20 protein-coding genes are annotated in these 23,851 nt (G+C 35.0%); 11 read left to right on the top strand and 9 right to left on the bottom strand.

Features of this window, described 5'->3' with window-relative positions:
• Window positions 1-316 precede the first annotated feature (316 nt).
• Together H4V97_RS14080 and H4V97_RS14075 are read left to right on the top strand one after the other, a co-directional pair.
• Complete coding sequence (locus H4V97_RS14080) at window positions 317-781, top strand: hypothetical protein (RefSeq protein ID WP_196851561.1); 465 nt, start codon at window positions 317-319, stop codon at window positions 779-781.
• A gap of 1,044 nt (window positions 782-1,825) precedes the next feature.
• Entirely contained in the window at window positions 1,826-2,653 is an 828-nt protein-coding gene (locus H4V97_RS14075; RefSeq protein ID WP_196851562.1) for an alpha/beta fold hydrolase, read from the top strand.
• A 166-nt stretch (window positions 2,654-2,819) separates the two neighbouring features.
• Here H4V97_RS14075 and H4V97_RS14070 read toward each other — a convergent pair whose 3' ends face one another.
• Window positions 2,820-3,050 carry a hypothetical protein gene (locus H4V97_RS14070; RefSeq protein ID WP_196851563.1) on the bottom strand — a complete coding sequence of 77 codons (231 nt, stop codon included), beginning with the start codon at window positions 3,048-3,050 and terminating at the stop codon, window positions 2,820-2,822.
• Between the two features lie 166 nt (window positions 3,051-3,216).
• On the opposite strand from H4V97_RS14070, the gene H4V97_RS14065 reads away from it, so the two are divergent.
• The 3 genes from H4V97_RS14065 (at window position 3,217) to H4V97_RS14055 (ending at window position 6,328) form a co-directional block, all read left to right on the top strand.
• Window positions 3,217-4,347: a Rieske 2Fe-2S domain-containing protein gene (locus H4V97_RS14065; RefSeq protein ID WP_196851564.1), complete on the top strand. Its 1,131-nt coding sequence runs from the start codon at window positions 3,217-3,219 to the stop codon at window positions 4,345-4,347.
• Window positions 4,348-4,556: 209 nt separating this feature from the next.
• Window positions 4,557-5,231, top strand: coding sequence for a GNAT family N-acetyltransferase (locus H4V97_RS14060; protein WP_209550035.1), 675 nt, complete (start codon window positions 4,557-4,559; stop codon window positions 5,229-5,231).
• A 383-nt stretch (window positions 5,232-5,614) separates the two neighbouring features.
• Window positions 5,615-6,328, top strand: a complete 714-nt coding sequence (locus H4V97_RS14055) for a DUF6629 family protein (protein ID WP_209550034.1) — start codon at window positions 5,615-5,617, stop codon at window positions 6,326-6,328.
• Here the strand turns inward: H4V97_RS14055 and H4V97_RS14050 are convergent.
• The 3 genes from H4V97_RS14050 to H4V97_RS14040 all read right to left on the bottom strand — a co-directional run bounded on the left by H4V97_RS14050 (window position 6,325) and on the right by H4V97_RS14040 (window position 8,841).
• On the bottom strand, window positions 6,325-6,936 hold the full coding sequence (locus tag H4V97_RS14050) for a GNAT family N-acetyltransferase (RefSeq protein WP_209550033.1): 612 nt from the start codon (window positions 6,934-6,936) through the stop codon (window positions 6,325-6,327). The genes H4V97_RS14055 and H4V97_RS14050 overlap by 4 nt on opposite strands.
• Window positions 6,937-7,166: 230 nt before the next feature.
• The gene (locus H4V97_RS14045) at window positions 7,167-7,523 is read right to left on the bottom strand and encodes a hypothetical protein (RefSeq protein WP_209550032.1); all 357 of its coding nucleotides are present in this window, start codon (window positions 7,521-7,523) and stop codon (window positions 7,167-7,169) included.
• A 139-nt stretch (window positions 7,524-7,662) separates the two neighbouring features.
• Complete coding sequence (locus H4V97_RS14040) at window positions 7,663-8,841, bottom strand: AIR synthase related protein (protein ID WP_209550313.1); 1,179 nt, start codon at window positions 8,839-8,841, stop codon at window positions 7,663-7,665.
• 373 nt (window positions 8,842-9,214) lie between these two features.
• On the opposite strand from H4V97_RS14040, the gene H4V97_RS14035 reads away from it, so the two are divergent.
• A complete protein-coding gene (locus H4V97_RS14035) occupies window positions 9,215-9,496 on the top strand; it encodes a DUF4242 domain-containing protein (RefSeq protein WP_209550031.1) in 282 nt (93 codons plus the stop codon).
• Between the two features lie 148 nt (window positions 9,497-9,644).
• The gene (locus H4V97_RS14030; protein ID WP_209550030.1) at window positions 9,645-10,013 is read left to right on the top strand and encodes a VOC family protein; all 369 of its coding nucleotides are present in this window, start codon (window positions 9,645-9,647) and stop codon (window positions 10,011-10,013) included.
• A gap of 348 nt (window positions 10,014-10,361) precedes the next feature.
• Here the strand turns inward: H4V97_RS14030 and H4V97_RS14025 are convergent, their stop codons facing one another.
• Together H4V97_RS14025 and H4V97_RS14020 are read right to left on the bottom strand one after the other, a co-directional pair.
• Window positions 10,362-11,216, bottom strand: a complete 855-nt coding sequence (locus tag H4V97_RS14025) for an OmpA family protein (protein ID WP_209550029.1) — start codon at window positions 11,214-11,216, stop codon at window positions 10,362-10,364.
• A gap of 112 nt (window positions 11,217-11,328) precedes the next feature.
• The gene (locus H4V97_RS14020; RefSeq protein ID WP_196851573.1) at window positions 11,329-13,518 is read right to left on the bottom strand and encodes a glutamine synthetase III; all 2,190 of its coding nucleotides are present in this window, start codon (window positions 13,516-13,518) and stop codon (window positions 11,329-11,331) included.
• A 305-nt stretch (window positions 13,519-13,823) separates the two neighbouring features.
• On the opposite strand from H4V97_RS14020, the gene H4V97_RS14015 reads away from it, so the two are divergent.
• Window positions 13,824-14,789 carry a TerC family protein gene (locus H4V97_RS14015; RefSeq protein ID WP_209550028.1) on the top strand — a complete coding sequence of 322 codons (966 nt, stop codon included), beginning with the start codon at window positions 13,824-13,826 and terminating at the stop codon, window positions 14,787-14,789.
• Between the two features lie 82 nt (window positions 14,790-14,871).
• Here H4V97_RS14015 and H4V97_RS14010 read toward each other — a convergent pair whose 3' ends face one another.
• Window positions 14,872-15,393, bottom strand: coding sequence for a hypothetical protein (locus tag H4V97_RS14010; protein WP_245345241.1), 522 nt, complete (start codon window positions 15,391-15,393; stop codon window positions 14,872-14,874).
• 242 nt (window positions 15,394-15,635) lie between these two features.
• Window positions 15,636-16,139, bottom strand: coding sequence for a hypothetical protein (locus H4V97_RS14005; protein ID WP_209550027.1), 504 nt, complete (start codon window positions 16,137-16,139; stop codon window positions 15,636-15,638).
• Between the two features lie 87 nt (window positions 16,140-16,226).
• Here H4V97_RS14005 and H4V97_RS14000 point away from each other — a divergent pair, with 87 nt between their 5' ends.
• The gene (locus H4V97_RS14000) at window positions 16,227-16,793 is read left to right on the top strand and encodes a DUF1543 domain-containing protein (RefSeq protein WP_209550026.1); all 567 of its coding nucleotides are present in this window, start codon (window positions 16,227-16,229) and stop codon (window positions 16,791-16,793) included.
• A 1,000-nt stretch (window positions 16,794-17,793) separates the two neighbouring features.
• On the opposite strand, the gene H4V97_RS13995 is transcribed toward H4V97_RS14000, so the two are convergent.
• Window positions 17,794-22,164 carry a T9SS type A sorting domain-containing protein gene (locus tag H4V97_RS13995; protein WP_209550025.1) on the bottom strand — a complete coding sequence of 1,457 codons (4,371 nt, stop codon included), beginning with the start codon at window positions 22,162-22,164 and terminating at the stop codon, window positions 17,794-17,796.
• Between the two features lie 236 nt (window positions 22,165-22,400).
• Between H4V97_RS13995 and H4V97_RS13990 the strand changes: the two genes are divergently transcribed.
• Both H4V97_RS13990 and H4V97_RS13985 read left to right on the top strand, forming a co-directional pair.
• Window positions 22,401-22,715, top strand: coding sequence for a transposase (locus H4V97_RS13990; protein WP_196851622.1), 315 nt, complete (start codon window positions 22,401-22,403; stop codon window positions 22,713-22,715).
• Complete coding sequence (locus H4V97_RS13985) at window positions 22,712-23,797, top strand: DDE-type integrase/transposase/recombinase (protein ID WP_196851621.1); 1,086 nt, start codon at window positions 22,712-22,714, stop codon at window positions 23,795-23,797. Before H4V97_RS13990 ends, H4V97_RS13985 begins: the two co-directional genes overlap by 4 nt.
• The last annotated feature ends 54 nt before the right edge of the window (window positions 23,798-23,851 follow it).

Here is a 23,851-nt window from a genome sequence, read left to right as displayed (position 1 = left end):
AAAAAAAATATGTCAAGAGTTGTAATGGTAATAGGTTTAACAATCTTTTTTATAGGCTGGATTTTGTACAGACTTTTTATTAAAAAAGATTTAAAGAAAAATTTAAATAGCTTATATCTTGGATTCTTTTTTATAGGAATATGGGTTTTATTTTATTTTTTCATTATTGAAGCCTTTTAAAAATTGTGCCTTAGTGGAGTAGTATAGTCAGAGGAATGGAGAAATAAAATAATAACTGACCATGACAACACAACCGAAAACAATTTACCTGCATTATTTAACCGCTGGAACTAATATAAACTTTAAAAAACATTAAATGAAAACATTTTGGATAAAATACATTGCTATCGGAATTCTTACATTAATTTTTATATCATGCGATAGTGGTAGCAGAATAGATTATAATTTAAAAACTAATTTTATTTATAAAAATTTGACTCCCGATAGTGTAGAAATTATTTTGTATGATAAAAATGGTGCGAGTTTTAAAAACTATATAATCGAACCTAGTAAAGAAATTAGTTTTTCATTAACACAAGAGGGAGATAAAACTGGTTTAGGGCAACCTTTTGCTTTTGAAAACGACACAAGGTTTATTGCAAAAAAAGTTGTTATTAAGTTTATTACATCAAACAAATGCTTATCGTTTTCAGAAGGCGAAGGTGTGCTTGATATAAAAAAATATGATAATTTTTCAGAATCTATGTACAGTACATCGAATAATACTTTAATTTACAACATTGACAGCGTTGAATTAAACAACGCAACAAATTGTTTGTAAAAAACAAATAGAACTTAAAACGGAAATTAGTTAATCAAATTTTTAAAATGATTACTAACTTTCGTTTTTGTTTTAACACAAGTACACTCAAGTAATAAATGCTAAAAATAGCCCGATCTGCCAACCGTCGTTTGGCAATATGGCGGGATTTGGCTTAATTTGAAATTCGTCTTGTACTTGGAAAATTAGTCATTAACCGAAAGTTTAGGCTTCCTTAATCCGCCACATCGCCAAGCGACCAAACGTTAGTGGCGATGCGAAAAAAATATCGTAAGTTCGATAACCAGTAGAAAATAGAATGGAATCATAACACTTAAAAAAAAAATATGTCAAGAGTTGTAATGGTAATAGGTTTAACAATCTTTTTTTTAGGCTGGATTTTGTACAGACTTTTTATTAAAAAAGATTTAAAGAAAAATTTAAATAGCTTATATCTTGGATTCTTTTTTATAGGAATATGGGTTTTATTTTATTTTTTCATTATTGAAGCCTTTTAAAAATTGTGCCTTAGTGGAGTAGTATAGCCCGATCACTCAGATATACACAATCGTTAGCGCATTCTATGTAAACTGTGCACACAATGATGAGCAACTAAACCAATAGATAGCTGGATGAGATTGCTTCGTTCCTCGCAATGACTTAACCCCTATGGCTCGGATATATCTACATTTTGATAGTGCGAATTTGCAATCCGTGCCCGGTCCAATTGGCTTCTTCTTGCTTTTACACAATAAAACCATCAAAAATATAGCGGTGAATGTACTGGGTTTTGTTTTACTCCAAAACAACAACTTATTTTACTGTCCTTATATTTCTACCTCTTTAAAAGCATTGCGGCATCACTTTACGGGCACGGATTGCACTCGGCGCAATCGGGTAATTAATGAATCGACCTATATTATAAATTTAACAAAATAAATACTATATTTGAAAGAGTCTAAAGCACAATAAACAATACAAAAAACATAATATATTTTAAAAACATGGTTGTATATATGGTTGTATACAAGTAAAACCAAACCGTATAAAAACTAATAAATGCAGATGTCGAAATTAATAAAATTACTTTTAACCATTACCCTGACAATACCTCTTTTTACATTTGGACAAATTAAATATGGTTCAAACAATGGACAATATGTAACCATAAAAGGAACCAAGGTTTATTATGAAGAATACGGGAAAGGAATCCCCTTGTTATTATTACATGGCGGACTTGGTAATGTTAGAGATTTCTCCAAGATTATTCCAAAACTATCAGAGAAATTTAGAGTTATCATCCCTGATGCGCCTGGATTAGGTCGTTCAGAATATGCCAAAAACCCATTAAGTTATCAACTATTAGCCGATTATCAATCTGAATTGATAGATAAACTCAAATTGGACAGTCTTTATGTAATGGGATGGAGCGATGGAGGAAACACCGCTTTATTACTTGCCCATAAACGCCCCGAAAAAGTAAAAAAGATGATTCCAGTTGGAGCTAACTATACTTTAAAAGGTACAACCGAGGGAGGAATGGTGGAAACTAAAAACATATCGGACATATTATGGGTAGAAAGCCATTTACAAAATTGGATTACCTATTATCAATCATTATCTAAAAAAGACTGGAAGCGATACATCACAGAAATAAAAACAATGTGGTTAGAAGAACAATATTTCCCTAAATCTGTTTTGGAATCAATCAAAATTTCCACATTAATTGTATATGGAGATCGCGATATGTACTCTTTAGAACACGGGATAGAAATTCGCAATGCAATAAAAAACAGCCAATTTTGTGTAATCCCCAATTGTTCTCATGATGTGTTTTATGAAAAACCCGAAATAATAACTAAAATAGCAATTGACTTTTTTGAGGGAAAATAAGATCCGAATGCACATTTTGATAGCACGGATTTGTAATCCGTGCGCAGTCCAATTGGCTTCTTCTTGCTATTAGACAATAAAACCATCAAAAATAAAGCGGTATGTAATGGATTTTGTTTTACTCCAAAACAACGACTTATTGTATTGTAGTTATATTTCTACCTCTTTAAAAACATTTCGTCATCACTTTATGGGCACGGATTGCAAATCCGCGCAAACAGGTTAACAATTTCAAAATAAAATCTTCTGCCAATCGAGTAGACGGCTCCGAACCCCAAATCTTATTACTTACCAAAAAACGCACCACAAATATCTCCCACTTTACACCCATTCCTATTAGCAATTTTTGAGATTTCTGTAATCCTACGACAGTTTTGGAATTAAATGCTTTTTTCATATCTTTATAGTAACCAATATACTCATATTCAAATATTTAATTCATTTCATTTGTCATCAATCTGCAAACGATGATTTAAACGTCAGCAAACTTCCGCAAAAAATACTTGAGAAGTTTGATTGACATTACAGCCCAATTTTTTGTTTCTAACATTAAATTATTAAAAATGGATTTCATAAAAGCAGCGTCCCTTTCTGAACTTCCCGAAGGAAGCAGTAAAATAGTGCAGGTGAAAAATTCTAAAGTAGCCTTGTTTCATTACAACGGAAAAATCACGGCCATAGGAAATGCCTGTTTGCATAAAGGAGGTCCGTTAGGCTTAGGCTGTGTTGAACAAAAATATGACGGTCTGTATGTTACTTGTCCTTGGCATGGCTGGGAATATAATATTGAAACAGGAAAAGCACCTTTGGATTACGGGGACCAGCAAACTGTTTATGAAATAAAAATGGATGGCGATGCCATTTTAATAAGCCAAGAACCAATTATTAAAGCAAAAAAAGCCACACACGATTTAAGTGCGTTGGATGATTTGATCCATTTAAAATACCAAACTACAGGAACCTCTTTAAACATATTGGGCATCTCAACCACAAATATGAATGACAATCTTACACGGTTCAGCACCTCTGAAAATGCTCTTGAAAAGGCGTTGGCGTATGCAACTGAAAAATATGGAGCAGCAACCAAAATGATAAAACTTCGAGAGTTGAAATTTCGCCATTGTGAGGGCTATTATTCCCAACACATGAATGCCTGTACTTGGCCCTGCAGCATTACCGAAATGGATGCCAAAGACGGCATGACACAAGTGTACCGGGAAACCGTATTGTGGGCAGATGTGGTTTTACTCGCCACTCCTATTAGATGGGGAAATGCCTCGTCATTGTATTATAAAATGGCAGAACGATTTAATACGGTGCAAAATCAAATTACGCTTCATAAAAATATTTTAATTAAAAATAAAGTAGCGGCTTTCATTATTACCGGCGGCCAGGACAATATTCAGTCGGTAGCGGGTCAATTAATGTGGTTTTTTACCGATTTGGGGTTTATCTTTCCTCCTTTCAGTTTCGTAGGATGGAGCAGAGGATGGACAGCAGAAGACATGGATAAAAATGTCATGCAATTTAAAAAAAGTGACTATATAAAACGCACCACCGAAGAATTGGTAGACAACTGCGTCGAAACTTTATCTCAAATAAAAAACACGAGCACCGTCAAAATAAGTGCGCCAAAACCACACCGACAAGATTCCCCGTCGGCAGGAATTGAAAATCCGGATATGAATATCTAAATTATTTTTTTTTTAATCTTATAAAATCAAAGGCGATCTTCTCAAACTTTACTCTTTTTTCCATAAACAATTCTTTGATTTAATTTTACCAACTAAACTTAGTAGAGCATATTCTGATATGAATTCATCAGATTTTGCACAAAAAATATTTATCGTTTATTCTATATCTTCGTAAATCAAAACATTCATCAATCAAATTAATCTTTACCATGAAAGATATCGAAAAACTGGACAATCCGGTTTGGTATTCATTATCCGAAAGCCATCAAAGTTTTGCGATTGAATACAATAATATAAAATTCTATCATCCGGATTATTGCCCGTTTGGTGGTTTTATAACAATCAGAAATACAGCTACTCCTATTGCTGAATATGCTAAATTGGTTGATAATTTTTTCATCGTGGGAGAAAAACCAACAGTTCCAAACACACTTAAATTGAACAAGGAATTAGTTTGTTTGCAAATGATCATTACTGATAGGATAGACTTGGAAATTAAAGAAATTATCGTAGAACTTGGTGAAGAACATATTGAGGAATTATTCCAATTGGTCACTTTGGTCCAACCAGGTTATTTCAAGAAGAAAACGGCTGTATTAGGCAGGTATTATGGGATTTTCAAAAACAACGAACTTATTGCCGCAACAGGAGAACGGATGAAAACAAATCAATTTACTGAAGTTAGCGCCGTAGTTACGCATCCCAATCATACCGGTCAGGGATATGCAAAACAGCTCGTTGCCCATACCGTAAATGCTGTTTTTGAGGAAAACAAAATGCCCTACTTACACGTCGCTGAAACGAATATTAATGCTATTACATTGTATGAAAAATTGGGTTTTACCACACGAAGAAAAATCAGTTTTTGGAATGTAATAACGTAAATTTTACTTTTACCAATTGAGTAGCGTTTCTTTGTTATAATTTCGTTTTTAGATTTTTTTCAGCACTTTTCAAAGCAACCGTCTCTTATTTTTTTATAAAATACTGACTTTCAGTTGTAAAATTCAAAATTTATTTATACATTAGCTTTAGCTGAGATTTTAAATTTTAGAATTTCACTGTCCCCAAAATCTTATTACTATTTACAAGTTAGAAAGAATTTAAAACTCGACTAACTTTTAGGTTAAATCAAATGTTTAAAAAATGATGGATAAAGGCAGTTTAGTGCACTTTATCAATCGTTTTGTTCTAAACATTTTCAATAACCCATTCCCATTAACCTACTTTAAAAACAATAATTGTTAATTCATATAAACTAAAACGTATGTGTTTTTCAGCTAGTATAAGTTTTGGGGCAGGTATTATTCTTGCAGCAGTAAGTGTTATTTCGATACAACAAGTACGAAAACCATATCAGATTTATTTCGCCTGTATTCCAATTATTTTTTGTGCGCAACAATTTGTTGAAGGTTTTCTATGGTTAGCATTAACGAAACCTTTTTTCGCTCCACTCCAACAAATCACGACCTATATCTTACTATTTATTAGTCAGTTTGTTTGGCCGATATGGATTCCTTATGCGGCATTAAAACTGGAGAAAGAACAGGAAAATATAATTTTTCAGCGAGTGCTGCTTGCCATTGGTGTTTTTATAGCTTTTTATATGGGGTATTGCTTAATGACGTATGCTGTTGAGGCAAAAATTAGTGGTTACACGATTTCCTTTTCACAAAACTATCCAATGAAATACAGTATTCCTGCCGACTTACTTTATATTATTGCAACAATTGCTCCTCCTTTATTTTTAAACATTAGAAAAGTTTGGTTATTGGCTGTCACAACCATCATTTCTTATACAATCACAACTCTCTATTATGAAAATTATATTGTCTCCGTTTGGAGCTTTTTTTCTTTGATTATTGCTGCATCCATACTGGTAATTATGGATGAAATTAGGTATCCAACTAAGAAAAATTCCAAATACTATTATTCGAGTGAGCGCAGTAAAAATGCCCGTATCTCAACTCCTGACATTTAAGCTTTATTTAATTTGGCTTTCAGATTTACTTTCACTTCATCAAACCATTCGTTTCTTAGGATACTCAGAACAATACTGTCACGGCGCAGTTCGCTGCCTAAAGTTGGCATTTGACTTCGTAAAACTCCTTCTACTTTGCAACCAATGCTTTTCATGGCGGCAATGCTTCGTTGATTATTATTATCTGCACGAAATTCTACGCGTTCCATTCCCAAAGTTTCGAAAGCATATTGCAGTAACAGAAATTTACAATTCTTGTTTAATCCTGTCCCTCTAAATTGTTTTCCGTACCAAGTATATCCTAATTGCAGTGTTTTGAATCCAATATTAACATCGTAAAAACGGGTACTTCCGGCATATTTTCCTGATTTTTTATCGAAAACTATAAAAGGAATTTCGGTTTTGTTTTCTCTGGCTTTTAGGGCGATTTGGATGTAGTTTTCCAAATTCTCTTTTCCGTTGGCTCGAACTAAGGAATATTCCCAAGTTTCGGGTTCGTTGACGGAAATTTCCAATAAGTTTTCGACATCGCTTTCCTGTAAAGGTCGAAGCAAAACGGTTTCATTTTCTAGGATGATATTTTGGGAGAAATCGAAAGTTGGAGTCATTATTCTTTTTAAGGCAATTTATAAAAAATAGAGCACGATTGATACCGATTTTACTGATTTCCATCGATTTTTTAGCCCAGATGGAAATGGAAAGCCCACAGTAAAAAAAAAATAATTTTTCTTGTTGTAAAAGAGCGACCGAAGGAAGCTCCTTTTAGGACTTAGAAAAATATTTTTTTTGCTGTGGGATTCAGCGCTGTCCCGAAGTGTCGGGATAGCTCCTAAAAGTACTATTCGCTCATTTCATCGTAACGCTCCGGAACCTGCGGGTCGTATAGCGGACATTTGAATTCGGCCATGGTATCGACCAAGAGATTCATGGTTTTCCCTTCGGTACCGTAGCAATCGATTTGGATACTTTTTGGTGTAATTTCTATTTGGAAAGCGCCTTTGCCATTTGGATTTTTCCAACTATTTTCATCTACTTTATCCCATTTAGAAAAAACGGAATTCATGCGATTGAGAATGACGGTGGTGGGAAGTTCCTCCAGACCGGCCACTTCCTGCTGCTCCATAAGAGCCTCGTAAACTAGTTGATGGTTTAGATAAATTCCTTCCTGATATTTCCAAAAAACTAATTCGTACATTTCTTTTGGTATTTGCTATGAAAAACTGGCATTAAAAAACTCGATAAAAATCTAACTGACAAAAAATATAAAAACACAAATTTCACAAATTCACACGAATTAATTAGTGAAAATTCGTGAAATTCGTGTTTGCTTTTTACTAATATTTGAAAGTTCCGTATTCGCTGGTGATAGTCAGTTTTTTAGTATCGGCAGCTTCTACTCTACCCACGATTTGGGCGTCAACATTAAACGATTTTGAAATCGCGATAATGTCTTGAGCGATCGCTTCCGGCACGTAAACTTCCATGCGATGTCCACAATTGAACACTTGGTACATTTCTTTCCAATCGGTTTTGGATTGCTCTTGTATCAATTGAAAAAGTGGCGGTACTGGAAATAAATTGTCTTTTATAATGTGCAGGTTTTGTACAAAATGCAAAATTTTTGTTTGTGCTCCTCCACTGCAATGTACCATTCCGTGAATTTCATTGGAACTGTATTTGTCTAAAATTTTCTTGATAATTGGCGCATAAGTTCTAGTTGGCGAAAGCACTAATTGTCCAGCGTCTATTGGTGAATTTTCAACTTTGTCTGTCAATTTTACTTGGCCGGAATAGATTAATTCTTCGGGCACCGCAGCATCAAAACTCTCAGGATATTTGGTGGCCAAATACTTCCCGAAAACATCATGACGCGCCGAGGTTAATCCGTTGCTTCCCATTCCGCCATTATAGCTTTTTTCGTAAGTAGCCTGACCAAAAGAGGCCATACCTACAATTACATCACCGGCTTTAATATTAGCATTATCGATTACGTCTGAACGTTTCATACGAGCCGTAACAGTAGAATCTACAATTATGGTACGCACGATATCACCCACATCTGCAGTCTCCCCGCCGGTGGAATGTATGGTCACGCCAAAAGAATCCAGTTCTTTGATTAATTCTTCCGTACCATTGATAATAGCTGACAATACTTCGCCTGGAATCAGATTTTTATTTCTCCCAATCGTGGAAGAAAGCATAATATTATCGGTTGCTCCCACGCACAATAAATCGTCGATATTCATAATCAAAGCATCTTGAGCAATGCCTTTCCACACCGAAATATCGCCTGTTTCTTTCCAATACATATAAGCTAGAGAAGATTTAGTTCCTGCTCCATCAGCATGCATGATCAAACAATACTCTTCATCTTGGGTTAAATAATCAGGAACAATTTTACAAAATGCTTGAGGAAATAAACCTTTGTCAATATTTTTTATGGCGTTATGAACATCTTCTTTGGATGCCGAAACACCACGTTGTGCATATCTTTTTGAAGTATCTGAACTCATGTAGTCTAGTTGTGTAAGCTGCTTTTGAGCAACGGGGTTGTGCGGCAAAGATAATTATTTTTTTGGGTTTTGCCTATGGGGTTTTCAACTGTTTCGTTAAATCTGTAATCTGTCTTTATAATATAAAATTATTTGACTAAATTTGTTGTAATGTTTTAATTGTTAGACTATTATGTATTAAAAACCATCATAAAATACTATATATTTAAATACTTATTATGCTAGTTTCACATTAGTTTTAAGTGAAATTTATCAATAAAAATCTTTAAAAGTTTAAGAAACTTTAAACTTAGAAAAGTGGAAACCAGCGACCACTAAAAAAACGGGGCCTTACCGAAAAGCCATACGAGTAGGAAATTAAAAAAACAAGATCATGCCTAAATACGTAATTGAAAGAGAGATTCCCGGCGCGGGTAAATTAAACGCAGAACAATTGAAAGCCATTTCGCAAACTTCTTGCGGAGTATTGGGAAAAATGGGCCCACAAATCCAGTGGGTTAACAGCCAAGTAACGGCTGACAAAATCTATTGCACGTACATTGCTCCAAACGAGGAAATGATTCGGGAACATGCTAAATTGGGTGGATTTCCCGCAAATTCCATCAGTCGAATATCCACAACCATTGATCCGACCACCGCAGAAGAAACGGTTTAGTTGGTAGCAACCAGCTTAAATAGCTGCTATAAAAATAAAAAGTGAAAGTTAAAAAAATGAACTTAAAATCTTTGTGTAGCATTTAACAGCAAAACAAAGTCTTAGAAAAGAGTAATTCAACCTTTGATAAACAAAAAAATTAGAAAATATGAAAAATGCAATTAACTGGTTTGAAATTCCAGTAAAAGATTTAAGCAGAGCACAAGCATTTTACGAAACAGTTTTAGGAGCAAAAATGCAGCCAATGGAAGCCATGGGGATGAAATCAGCTTTTTTCCCCGCAGACATGGAACATGGAATTGGCGGCAGCTTGGTGGAAAATGCAGCGTATCAACCTGCCGATAAAGGCACTTTAGTTTACCTCAACGGTGGTGATGATTTGAGTATTCCTCTTGCAAAGGTTGAAGAAGCAGGCGGAAAAGTTGTTTTACCTAAAACTTCAATAGGGCCTAATGGCTTTATGGCACACTTCACTGACACCGAAGGAAACAAAGTAGCATTTCATTCTATGAAATAAGAAAATAGTTCGTATAACAACCGATAGTAATTATCCTGAAAAGACCTTTGTAGTATCGAACCACAAATAGTTATAATTAAAATAGATCCATAAAAAAATGCCTATCCGTTTTGGATAGGCATTTTTAATGAAATAGTTTTTGTTATTATTTAGTAAACAACAATTCTCTGTATTTAGTTAATGTCCAAAGCTCGTTATCAACTAATAATTCTAATTTATCACAGTACTCACGGATTACTTCAAAATAATGCTTAACAGCATTACAATATGCTTCAGCCATTTCTTGGGCATCAGTCAGAACGTTTGCTTTCTTTCGTTCGTCATCTCTTCTACTTTAGATTTATTACACTAATTTTTGACAATAAGAATCTCAACTCTTCTATTTGCAATTCGCTCTGCTTCATTTTTTTCTGGTAACGCATATATGGGCCTATTACTACCATATCCTCTATACCCCAATCTGGATGTTGCGATTCCGTTTTTTATTAAATAATCAAAAACAAATTTTGATCTTCTGTAAGAAAGCTTAACATCATTTGGGTTGCTATTACAACAAATATGCCCATGTATATCAATTTTTAATCGAGGGTTCGTTTTCAAAACTTGAAGAAGATCTAAAAGAATGGGTTCTGATTCTAAAATAATTTTTTCGGAGTTGAAATAAAAATTTAAATTTTCCAGTTTTACTAAATCCCCCACTTTAGAATTATTAATTTTTTCAATTAGAGCCCCATTTTTTTGTGTTTCATTATTTACGACTTTTTTATCTTGATTATCTTCAATACTTAAACTTCCTCCTTTTATTTTTTTTGGACCAGAAGATTTTATGGCCAGCTTATCGTGATAATAAATTAAAACTTTTCGGTTTTCGCTTGCATTTTTTGATTGTTGAAAATCTTCTCCCAATCCTTTCAATTCAAAATTTTTATTTATTTGAACTTTATTCCGCTCTAAAAGAGCAAGCACATTATTCGCTCTTCGGAAGGATAAATCTTTATTGTAGGAATTCGAATCAATACTATCGCAGAAGCCTTGAATTTTTAAAATCTCTTTGTCTTTTGAATTTTCTATCCATTTACAAAATTCTTCATTTGATTTTTCATTCATTTCATCTTGATTAAAATCAAAAAACACCACCACTTTATTTTGAGCAGACAAAGCCATTATATTCAAAAACAAAATCAAAAAGAGTCTTATTTTCATGTGAAATAATTAATTATCATTTTTTAAATAACGTAAAAGTAAATAAAATCGCATAAAAAAACCCGATAAGTTTCGAAACCTATCGGGTGTAAAATTTTAGAGACTTGTGTTATTATTTTGTAAACAACAATTCTCTGTATTTAGTTAATGTCCAAAGCTCATTATCAACTAATAATTCTAATTTATCACAGTGCTCACGGATTACTTCAAAATAAGGTTTTACAGCATTACAATAAGCTTCAGCCATTTCTTGCGCATCAGTCAGAACGTTTGCTTTCTTTCTTTCGTTAGTCATCTCTTCTACTTTAGTATTGATTCCTTCGATATGACCAGAGATTTCTTTGATTAAAACAATTTGCTCTTTTGCAATTGATTCAAATTCAGCTCCAAAAATATCTTTCAATCCTTTTACGTTTTCAATCAAAGTATTTTGGTAACGAATAGCAGTAGGAATAACGTGATTTTTAGATATATCGCCTAAAACTCTACCTTCAATTTGAATTTTCTTAGTGTACTCTTCCAATTCAATTTCGTAACGCGCTTCCACTTCAATATGGTTCATGATACCCATTTCAGAAAACAAATCTAACGCTTGTTTAGAAGCTCTTGCTTTCAATGCTTCAGGAGTTGTTTTGAAGTTACTCAACCCTCTTTTTCCTGCTTCGATTTCCCAAGCTTCGCTGTAACCGTCTCCTTCGAAAAGGATATTTTTAGAAACTTTGATATATTCTCTCAATACATTGAAGATCGCATCGTCTTTCTTCATGTCTTTGGATTCAATTAAGGCATCCACTTCAATTTTGAAATCTTTCAATTGTTTAGCAACAATGGTATTCAAAGTAGTCATTGCATTGGAACAGTTCGCAGAAGATCCTACTGCTCTAAACTCAAATTTATTTCCTGTAAAAGCAAATGGTGAAGTTCTGTTTCTATCTGTATTATCTAAAAGAACGTCTGGAATTTTTCCAACTACATTTAATTTTAAATCTGTTTTTTCTTCCGGAGATAATTTCCCAGCAGTTACACCTTCTAATTCAGCTAATACTTTAGTCAATTGTTCTCCAATAAATACAGAGATAATTGCCGGTGGTGCTTCATTAGCTCCTAATCTGTGGTCATTACTTGCAGTTGCAATAGCTCCTCTAAGTAACGCTTCGTAATCATTAACCGCTTTAATAGTATTGATAAAGAAAGTTAAGAACTGTAAATTGCTCATTGGCGTTTTACTTGGGCTTAACAAATTCACTCCAGTATCTGTTGCCAATGACCAGTTGTTGTGCTTTCCTGAACCGTTTACTCCCTTGAAAGGTTTTTCATGGAATAATACTTTCAAATCATGACGTTCCGCCACTTTTTGCATTACATCCATCAACAAACAGTTATGATCTACCGCTAAATTTGTTTCTTCGAAAATAGGAGCCAACTCAAATTGATTTGGAGCTACTTCATTGTGACGTGTTTTAACCGGTATTCCAAGTAACATACATTCTTGCTCTAAATCTCTCATGTAAGTTAATGCACGAGTTGGGATAGAACCAAAATAATGGTCATCTAATTGTTGTCCTTTTGCAGAAGTATGTCCTAGCAACGTTCTTCCAGTCATGATAAGGTCAGGACGAGAATCTGCTAATGATTTATCGATTAAGAAATATTCTTGTTCCCATCCTAAAGTTGCCGTTACTTTCTTAACATTTTTGTCAAAATATTTACAAACTTCAGTTGCAGCAGAATCCATTGCAGATAATGCTCTTAATAATGGAATTTTGTTATCTAATGCTTCTCCCGTGTATGAGATAAAAACTGTTGGAATACATAAAGTAGTTCCGTATATAAATGCTGGAGAAGTTGGATCCCAAGCGGTATACCCTCTTGCTTCAAATGTATTTCTAATTCCACCATTAGGGAAACTAGATGCATCTGGTTCTTGTTGTACTAATTGTGCACCCCCAAATTTTTCTACCGGATCGCTACCGTCATAAGAGGTTTCGAAGAAAGCATCATGTTTCTCGGCAGTTGTCCCTGTAAGTGGTTGAAACCAGTGTGTATAATGAGTAACCCCTTTTGTTAAGGCCCATTCTTTCATACCCATTGCGATATAATCAGCTAATTTTCTGTCTATTTTAGTTCCATGCTGAACGGCACCTTGCACTCCTTTAAAAGCATCTGAAGTTAAAAATTGCTTCATTGCTCTATCATTAAATACATTTGAACCAAAAATAGTTGATTTTCTATCTGATTCTTCAAATTTAACTGGCTTTCTAGTCGATGCTTCTCTCAAAGCTTGAAAACGTAATGTAGACATAATTGTATGATTTTTATATTAAACCCCTTGAATTTCGATGCAAATATAATTTAAATATTACTTTCGTGAAAGTTTACCTCTGTTTTTTATGGGCATGCTCTTAATTTTATGAAATTCTTAAGAATGACCACAAATAATAACAAGCTGCTAATTTTTATCCTGTTTTTTATTAATATCAAATTTTCGAAAATAAATTGAGAATTTTAAAAACGATAAATTAATTGTCAAAGAAGTAAGATTTACTAGAATAAGCAGTACTGTTAAAAATCAAAAAGTATCTTTGTATCACTCAAATAACTCCCTGTATGATTGTCTGGATTTTATTCTTACTCGCTATTGTATTATTTCTTGCACTCGATTTGGGCGTTTTTAATAAAACGCCGCATATTATCAGTTCCAAAGAAGCAGGAAAATGGACTGCTGTTTGGGTGGCATTATCCTTTATGTTTTCGGGAGTTATTTACTGGCTTTACAAAAATAATTATGTTGCTAATCCAGATCATTTAAGACCTGCCGCAGCATCTATAAAATTCATTACCGGTTATTTGATTGAATTATCATTGAGTGTCGATAATATATTTGTTATCGCTGTTATTTTTTCCTCTTTTAAAATTCCAAAAAAATACCAGCACAGGGTTTTGTTTTGGGGCATATTGGGAGCAGTCGTTTTTAGAGGCGCAATGATTTATTTTGGTGTGTTGCTGATTAATAAATTTGCTTGGACCGCTTATGTTTTTGGTGCGTTCTTAATTTATACCGCGATGAGAATGCTATTTGACAAAGAAGACGAAAAATTTGAACCTAAAAAATCTTTCGTTTTTAAAAGTCTAAAGAAAGTTATGGCGATTTCTAATCATATCGACAAAGAACATTTCTTTGTAAAAAGACGCCATATTACTGCTGCTACTCCCCTTTTTGTCGCGTTAGTAGTTATCGAAGTAATGGATGTTGTATTTGCTCTTGATAGTGTTCCCGCTATTTTAGCAATAACTAAAGATCCTTTTATAGTTTTTAGTTCTAATATTTTTGCGATTTTAGGTTTGCGTTCCATGTATTTCTTTTTAGCGAATATGCTGGAACGATTCAGCTATTTAGAATACAGCCTAATCGCTATTTTAAGTTTTGTAGGTCTCAAAATGTTACTCCATGATTTTATCGAATTGCCGGAATGGGTATCACTGGCTTTTATTGCCATTTCGCTACTATTAGGAATCGCAGTCTCACTGAAAATGAATAAAAAGGAAGATTATAATAAAAATACGGAGTTCTAAAATATTTAAAATCCAATAATTTAAAAAGCATAAAAAAAAGCTGTCAAAATCAATTGATAGCTTTTTTTATGTTTAAATCGAATTAATTTAGCACTTTCACATTTGAATCATCAATATTATAGGCTTTGATTACCGCGTAGTAATTCGAGAAATCTGGTTTATTCGCTGATTTATTAGTTAAAATGCCTGGCACAATTACAATTCTAAACGTTTGACCATTAATGTAACTTGGCGTTAAAGCCAAATTATAAGTTCCTCCGGCAAAAATTGTAAAATCCTGTTTACTGAAATCGAAATCGTAATCCAATTCTCCCTCAGGCAAAAATAAAGTTCTAGGAATTTGTTGCCAAATTGGTGTACTGGAATTAATGGTCCCTGACAATCTGTAGATTAAAAGAACATCCGAAGAAGCAATTTGGGGATTTAAGGTTCTATAAATAGTATAACCGTCCGTTGCATTAAATCCAAAATTTATATTTCGAAGTTCAAACACTTCACTTAATAATCCATCTTGTCCATCTAAGCCAGGAGGCCCTTGTGGTCCTTCACAACTTGACAAAAACAACATACTAAAAATAGTCATAAGTATAATTCTCTTTTTCATAACATATAGTTTTAAAGTGTATATAAAGTTATGCCAAAAAGAATATTTATCTGACTTTTTTGTCTAAAACATTTCAACTATTTTTGAATTCGAAAAAGAAAAAATACACCAAAAGAACTCCTAATAGTCCTGAAAACAGAATAAATCTTTCAAAAAATATACTTTTCTTTCGAATCAAATTATTTACGCATAAAAAAAAGGAAATCGTAAGATTTCCTTTTTTATTGTAGTAAAAACAGTAGTTACATTTGAATTTTCTGAATTTGGCTTTTATCAACTTTTAAAGCTGACATTACCGCATTGATATTATTTTTATCTATTGCTTGAGAAAAACCAGCCGGAGTAATTACAATCCTTAAAACCTGATTCAATCTATAATTAGTAGAAACAGTTTGTAAATTATTACCCACCATATAAACGCTTATATCGGTAGTGGTATAATCAAAATCGTAACCAAAATCTAAAGTTCCATCAGTAAAATAATGTGTTTCAGGTAATAATTTCCAGATATCACCACCTTGTGAAGTGGTTCCAGATAATCGATATACTAACACAACATCCGAAGAATAAATACGTGGATTTAACGGTATCAATTTACTATAACCATTAGTTGAAGTAAATGAAGTACTCACTTCAAATATTTCACTTGTTGGAATGTCGCTCACAATAGATCCACTATCTGTTACGGTACAACTTTGTAAGCTAAATAATCCTACAATTGCCAAAAGGGTAATTATCTTTTTCATGATTTTATTTATTAAGGGGTTTTGTTTTTTTATGATAACCATAAATTGTGCCAAAAATTATTTTGTAAAAAGATGTAGCTTTACAAAATGGATATAGAACTTAAATTATACATGATAATACTGGGCTGCAAGCCCTTAGGAAGGTTTACGGAACAGCATGATATTTTTTTTGGAATCGGGAATTCCTTAAAAGAATTGGTTCCTCAAATGAAAGCTTTTTGGCCTGAAGCCAAAGGTAAAATTCATATTGATGCGTGGCGAGAAGTCGCTGTGGTAGATAATTTTTCGATAGAAATTATCGCTAAAAACGCTACATCAGATTCCACTTTGGATAAACTTTTTTTCATTAATCTGGGAGGATATAAAGAGAATGAATTTGAAGAATACCATTATAAAATTCTTACCGTTGCCAAAAGTGTAGGATTGGCCTCCAAAAAAGCCAGAAGATCCACTTTCTACAAACATTTTGGTTTCCAAGGAGCCATTTCTCATATCGACGATAAATACGGAATAGATGTGGATGATATTTACAATATAGGAGATATTTTGGATGAAAAATTTAAAAATCTCTATTCGCTAAAAATCTCAAAAAACGAAACTATTCTTGAAGAAGACACCTTGCATATTGGATATTTGAAATTGAGTAAAATCTAGATGTAAAAAGGTTCTCGATACCGTCATTTCGAGTAGCGTAGCGTATCGAGAAGTTTGTTCCATTGCATTACACAAAAAACACTCCACCTGACGACTGTTTATCATTACTCTTAACGTCACTTCGAGTGATTATGCGTTATTTAAACGCTAGTTTTAATACCGTATAATTGTTTAGAGAAACATTTAAACACAACTGTTCTCGATACTTCGTAGCAATTTTCTATCGCAAATTTCTACTCAACTCGAACTGACGACTATTTATCATTACTCCTAACGTCACTTCGAGTATTTCAAAATTTTTTATTTTGAAATGTATCGAGAAGCCCTTACACAAAAAACACTCGAACTGACGACTATATATCATTCCTCTTAACGTCACTTCGAGTGATTATACGTTATTCAAACGCTAGTTTTAATAACGTATAATTGTATCGAGAAACATTTAAACAGAACTGTTCTCGATACTTCGTAGCAATTTTCTATCGCAAATTTCTACTCAACTCGAACTGACGACTGTAACCTATTATTCCTGCGGTCACTTCGAGTATTTCAAAATTTTTTATTTTGAAATGTATCGAGAAGCCCTTACACAAAAAACACTCCAACTGACGACTATATATCATTCCTCCTCCCGTCACTTCGAGTATTTCAAAATTTTTTATTTTGAAATGTATCGAGAAGCCATTACACAAAAAACACTCCAACTGACGAAGCAATCCCCGTCTTATTTGTCATTCCGATGAAAGAGGAATCTCCGTCTCGTTTATCATTCCAACAAAAAGAAGATGAGGAATTGCACAAATTAGCCGATCAATCACCGTTACGTGAGTAGTTTGAAGAGATTCCTCTCTCGTTCCGAAAAACGAGACGGAATGACAAAATAATGGGGATTGTGATTAAAAGATTAAATTGTTTGGTGACAACCAATTTTAAGACAGGACAACACTAAAAAAGCATCCGTTTTAGGCGGATGCTTTTAGTTAAAATTAATTTTATAATACTATTTAGAAGACATTACTTTTTTGGTGCTGCTTCCACGATTCGTAGTTACTTTGACAACATAAACTTGCTCTTGTCCTTTATTCATTTTAAGGTCAAGCGAAACTTCTTTGTTTAGATAACTATTGGTATCCGCTTTGGAAAGTATTGCTTTTCCAAGTGAATTAAACACTTCAATTTTCACATCAGACACATAATCAAAATTGTATTTGATTGTAAGTACATCTTTGAAAGGAACCGGGTACGCATCAAATCCGGCTGGTTCAGTCGCAGTTGTAGTACTTGCAAGTACTTTTGTATCTGTTGGAGCTAATTTAGCAAGACATCCGCCGCCAGAAGGAGTTACTGAAGTATCTGAACAAGTACTGCTTGTATCAAGATCTACTTTACCTACACCTTCAAGACTTCCTCCGTTTATTTTCATCCCGATTGTCGAGTATGCTGGGGTTGATTTAATAATACTGGTAATTATAGATTTAACATCATATTTCACTGATACAATATATTTTTTGTCTTTTATCGCTTTAAATTCTATCGTAACATCCCCCATATTTGAAGTTTGTGTTCCAATTGTTATCGATATTGGCGTTACAGTTTGACAATCATCTACAAGCAGTCTTATGTTACTTGCGTTTTGAGGATCAAATGTACCGTTGAAACCAGTACTTGTTTGGTCAACAATAATTGTTGTCACATCAGTAGCATCAGTGATAACATTTGTTTTAGTAGCAGTAAAATCACCATAGTAGAAAAACACTCCCGGAATTGCATTGCCAATTGTCCCGGGTTTCCCTTTCGCGTATGTAACACAAATTTTCTTCAAGGTGAATGTATCCTTAGGTCCACACAAATAATTACTACAAGTAGTTTGTGTTGGGAAGATGTGAGCGCAATTTACAGTTGCTACATCGACGTTATTACTTGAACCTAGACAATTCGTTGGAGCTGCACCTGTTGAAACTACATTGTAGTTAGTACCTGTGTTAAGACCAGACCATAAAAGAGCTGCACCAGCACCTGTTTTTGCAGACTGTACATTAGTAGTACCAATTCGCAAATGATAGCTCACTCCTAACTGTGAGGTAGAAGAACTTACCGTACCAGTACCGGCATCACAAACAGAACTTCCTGTTAATACAAGTGCTGTTGGATTGGCAACTTCTACCACATTAACAGGATTGCTTTGAGAAGTACAGCTTGTTGGAGCAGCTCCTGTCGCAATCGCATAATATCCAGTTCCAGCCGCTACACTAGACCAGGTTAAACCTGCTCCTGTTCCTGCCTTGGCAGTCTGAACTGGTGCATTTGCACTATTGTATAACTGATAGTTAACGTTAAGAGCAGATGTACCAGATGTGATACTTCCTGTTCCTGTTACTGATGTACAGATAGAACTTCCTGTTAATACAAGTGCTGCTGGATTGGCAACTTCTACCACATTAACAGGATTGCTTTGAGAAGTACAGCTTGTTGGAGCAGCTCCTGTCGCAATCGCATAATATCCAGTTCCAGCCGCTACACTAGACCAGGTTAAACCTGCTCCCGTTCCTGCCTTGGCAGTCTGAACTGGTGCATTTGCACTATTGTATAACTGATAGTTAACGTTAAGAGCAGATGTACCAGATGTGATACTTCCTGTTCCTGTTACTGATGTACAGATAGAACTTCCTGTTAATACAAGTGCTGCTGGATTGGCAACTTCTACCACATTAACAGGATTGCTTTGAGAAGTACAGCTTGTTGGAGCAGCTCCTGTCGCAATCGCATAATATCCAGTTCCAGCCGTTACACTAGACCAGGTTAACCCTGCTCCTGTTCCTGCCTTGGCAGTCTGAACTGGTGCACTTGCACTATTGTATAACTGATAGTTAACGTTAAGAGCAGATGTACCAGATGTGATACTTCCTGTTCCTGTTACTGATGTACAGATAGAACTTCCTGTTAATACAAGTGCTGCTGGATTGGCAACTTCTACCACATTAACAGGATTGCTTTGAGAAGTACAGCTTGTTGGAGCAGCTCCTGTCGCAATCGCATAATATCCAGTTCCAGCCGCTACACTAGACCAGGTTAAACCTGCTCCTGTTCCTGGCTTGGCAGTCTGAACTGGTGCATTTGCACTATTGTATAACTGATAGTTAACGTTAAGAGCAGATGTACCAGATGTGATACTTCCTGTTCCTGTTACTGATGTACAGATAGAACTTCCTGTTAATACAAGTGCTGCTGGATTGGCAACTTCTACCACATTAACAGGATTGCTTTGAGAAGTACAGCTTGTTGGAGCAGCTCCTGTCGCAATCGCATAATATCCAGTTCCAGCCGCTACACTAGACCAGGTTAACCCTGCTCCCGTTCCTGCCTTGGCAGTCTGAACTGGTGCATTTGCACTATTGTATAACTGATAGTTAACGTTAAGAGCAGATGTACCAGATGTGATACTTCCTGTTCCTGTTACTGATGTACAGATAGAACTTCCTGTTAATACAAGTGCTGCTGGATTGGCAACTTCTACCACATTAACAGGATTGCTTTGAGAAGTACAGCTTGTTGGAGCAGCTCCTGTCGCAATCGCATAATATCCAGTTCCAGCCGCTACACTAGACCAGGTTAACCCTGCTCCTGTTCCTGCCTTGGCAGTCTGAACTGGTGCACTTGCACTATTGTATAACTGATAGTTAACGTTAAGAGCAGATGTACCAGATGTGATACTTCCTGTTCCTGTTACTGATGTACAGATAGAACTTCCTGTTAATACAAGTGCTGCTGGATTGGCAACTTCTACCACATTAACAGGATTGCTTTGAGAAGTACAGCTTGTTGGAGCAGCTCCTGTCGCAATCGCATAATATCCAGTTCCAGCCGCTACACTAGACCAGGTTAACCCTGCTCCTGTTCCTGCCTTGGCAGTCTGAACTGGTGCATTTGCACTATTGTATAACTGATAGTTAACGTTAAGAGCAGATGTACCAGATGTGATACTTCCTGTTCCTGTTACTGATGTACAGATAGAACTTCCTGTTAATACAAGTGCTGCTGGATTGGCAACTTCTACCACATTAACAGGATTGCTTTGAGAAGTACAGCTTGTTGGAGCAGCTCCTGTCGCAATCGCATAATATCCAGTTCCAGCCGCTACACTAGACCAGGTTAAACCTGCTCCCGTTCCTGCCTTGGCAGTCTGAACTGGTGCATTTGCACTATTGTATAACTGATAGTTAACGTTAAGAGCAGATGTACCAGATGTGATACTTCCTGTTCCTGTTACTGATGTACAGATAGAACTTCCTGTTAATACAAGTGCTGCTGGATTGGCAACTTCTACCACATTAACAGGATTGCTTTGAGAAGTACAGCTTGTTGGAGCAGCTCCTGTCGCAATCGCATAATATCCAGTTCCAGCCGTTACACTAGACCAGGTTAACCCTGCTCCTGTTCCTGCCTTGGCAGTCTGAACTGGTGCACTTGCACTATTGTATAACTGATAGTTAACGTTAAGAGCAGATGTACCAGATGTGATACTTCCTGTTCCTGTTACTGATGTACAGATAGAACTTCCTGTTAATACAAGTGCTGCTGGATTTGGATTTACAGTTACCTTAGCTGTAAAGGAAGCAGAACATGTTTTAGTAGGGTCAAAAGTAGATGGAGCGGTCACTGTAACAGTATATTCGGTATTTGACGCTGGTGAAACATCAATACTTGGAGATGTTTCGCCTGTACTCCATTTGTAACTGTAGGTACCATTGCCACCGGTTGCATTAGCCGTTAAAGTAGCTGTTTGTCCGTTACAAATACTAGGTTGGTTTACAGTTACATCAAGAGGTGTTTTAATTTCTATTTCAAGAAGAGTTCCACATTTTGGGGAGATATCCAGAACTTTCTTCGAATTTAATTTTGTAGTTAAATTGTCACAACTATTGGCACTGGTCTGATCTACAACCTTAGAGGCGTCAGTCCATGCAAGGAAAAGATTCGTTAATTTTAATGTAGTTCCGCATTTATAGGGAATTTCTAGAAATGTTAAGTCAGTTATTTCATTTGGCGGCAAACCTGTAATATCATTACAGCCAGAGATTGAAGATGTAGTTACTTTGTCCACACCACCCAAGCCAGCCCCAGGTTCTGTTACTTCAAGCGTTCCCCAAAATGCAAAGGTTGGTCTAAATGAACCTGTTTTATTATTGATACTTAGAATTAAATTAAATTTTACAGGTTGATCACCTATATTACATTGGAAACATTCACCAATGTCCAACCTAGCGCCAACAACTAATAAATCCTTTGAAACACAACTCTTCTCATCGGGCAAGGGTGGTGTTTGAGAGTATAAAGCAGATGGAATTATAAAAAATCCCGTTAAAAAAATCATCAAAACCAGTAAAGACCTGCATTTCAATTGATTTTTGAGGGTAAATAAAGTTTTTGTTAGCAGTAAGTCGATAAAATGTGATATATAATCTATTGGATTTCTCTCATTAGACTTAAAAAAATCTAATTTAGAAAGGGTGTTTTTCGGTATCGAGCAATTCATTAATTTGCTCGATAATGTTTCAGCCCCTTAAATAATCGGACACAATTATAAATAGAAATCTATAATTTTGTACGATGGAAAAGAGAAAATTTACCAAAGAAGAGAAGCTAAAGATCATAAAGGAAGCTTCAGAACAAGGTGTTAAACCTACATTAGAGAAATATTCGGTATTTCCTGCGAGTTATTACTCATGGAAGAAGAAGATGGATACTATGGGCGAAGAGGGCTTCGCACATGGAATGACCCCCGCGCAGCTTAAACGAATCAGAGAACTGGAAAAAGAAAACAAGCTACTCAAAGAAATTGTTATTCAAAAAGAGCTTGAAGGCAAGTTAAAAGACGAATTGCTAAAAAAGAAATTCGCCTTGGAGAAAAAAAGGAACTCGTGAGAGGCTACATTTTTCAGGGCTTGAAGAAAGAAGTAGCATTTCAAATTTCAGCAATAACCAAGCACCAGTATTATTATCAAAACAAGCGGACTAATCAAGGAAGAAGTCCTTCTACGACGACTTTTTACACTGACAAGTACGGGCAAAAATTTGAAGTTTCAAATGATGTGATTATTGAAGAAATAAAGCAAGCTCATCAAGATCTCGACACAGATTATGGTCATCGGAAAATGGAAACTAGATTACAACTGATGGGTTACGATATTAATCATAAGAAAGTATATCGATTGATGAAAGGCGCACAATTATTGAAGGAACAACATCAAAAGCCTAGTAAAACCAGGGTAAAATACCGTAAGGTTTTTCCAAGTCAGCCCTTTGAAGTTTTGGAAATGGACATTAAATTTGTGTGGGTCGAGGAGTATAAAATGCATAGCTATGTGCTAACAACTATTGACACTTTTACCAGACTTGTTTTGCATTGGACGGTTGCCTATTCCATCAAAAAAGAAGATGTTAAAAGGGCATGGGAACATATTATAATAAATCATTTACAACCAAATAATTGCCTAGAAAAAGGGATTCATATTGAGGTTCGCAATGATAATGACAGTCGATTTTCGGCAAAAATGATTCAAAATTTCTTCAAAGATAACTACCTGAATCAAGTCTTTACACATCCATATACCCCACAGGAAAATGGACATATTGAGAGTTTTCATGCTATTTTAGCAAAAAAACTAAGACCTTTTCATTTTTGGACAATCGATGAATTGGAAGGTGTTTTGACCATTTTTTATGAGAAATACAATAATGAACGTCTACATTCCTCAGTTTGTAATTTACCTCCAAATATCTTTTTAGAATGCTGGAATAAAGGGCTAATCGAACAAAAAAGAGATGAAATAAAACGAAAAATAACATTCAAACTCAAAATCCCATACCAACAAATATCGGGCAATACGAGTCTGAAGTGCAGTTCCTTGCAAAATTTAGAGATTCCGCCTTTTTTTGTGGGTGAACTAAATTTTAGTGAAATCGAAATGACCAGGCCTGAAACATTTCTACAAACATCGGTGTAAAACTCGCCTTCGTTTGTTCCTTGCAAGACAAAGATATTGACTAATTGCGTATGT

Origin of the sequence: Flavobacterium sp. CG_23.5 (assembly GCF_017875765.1) — a bacterium.
Taxonomy (GTDB): domain Bacteria; phylum Bacteroidota; class Bacteroidia; order Flavobacteriales; family Flavobacteriaceae; genus Flavobacterium.
This window is presented reverse-complemented; position numbering and strand designations above follow the sequence as displayed.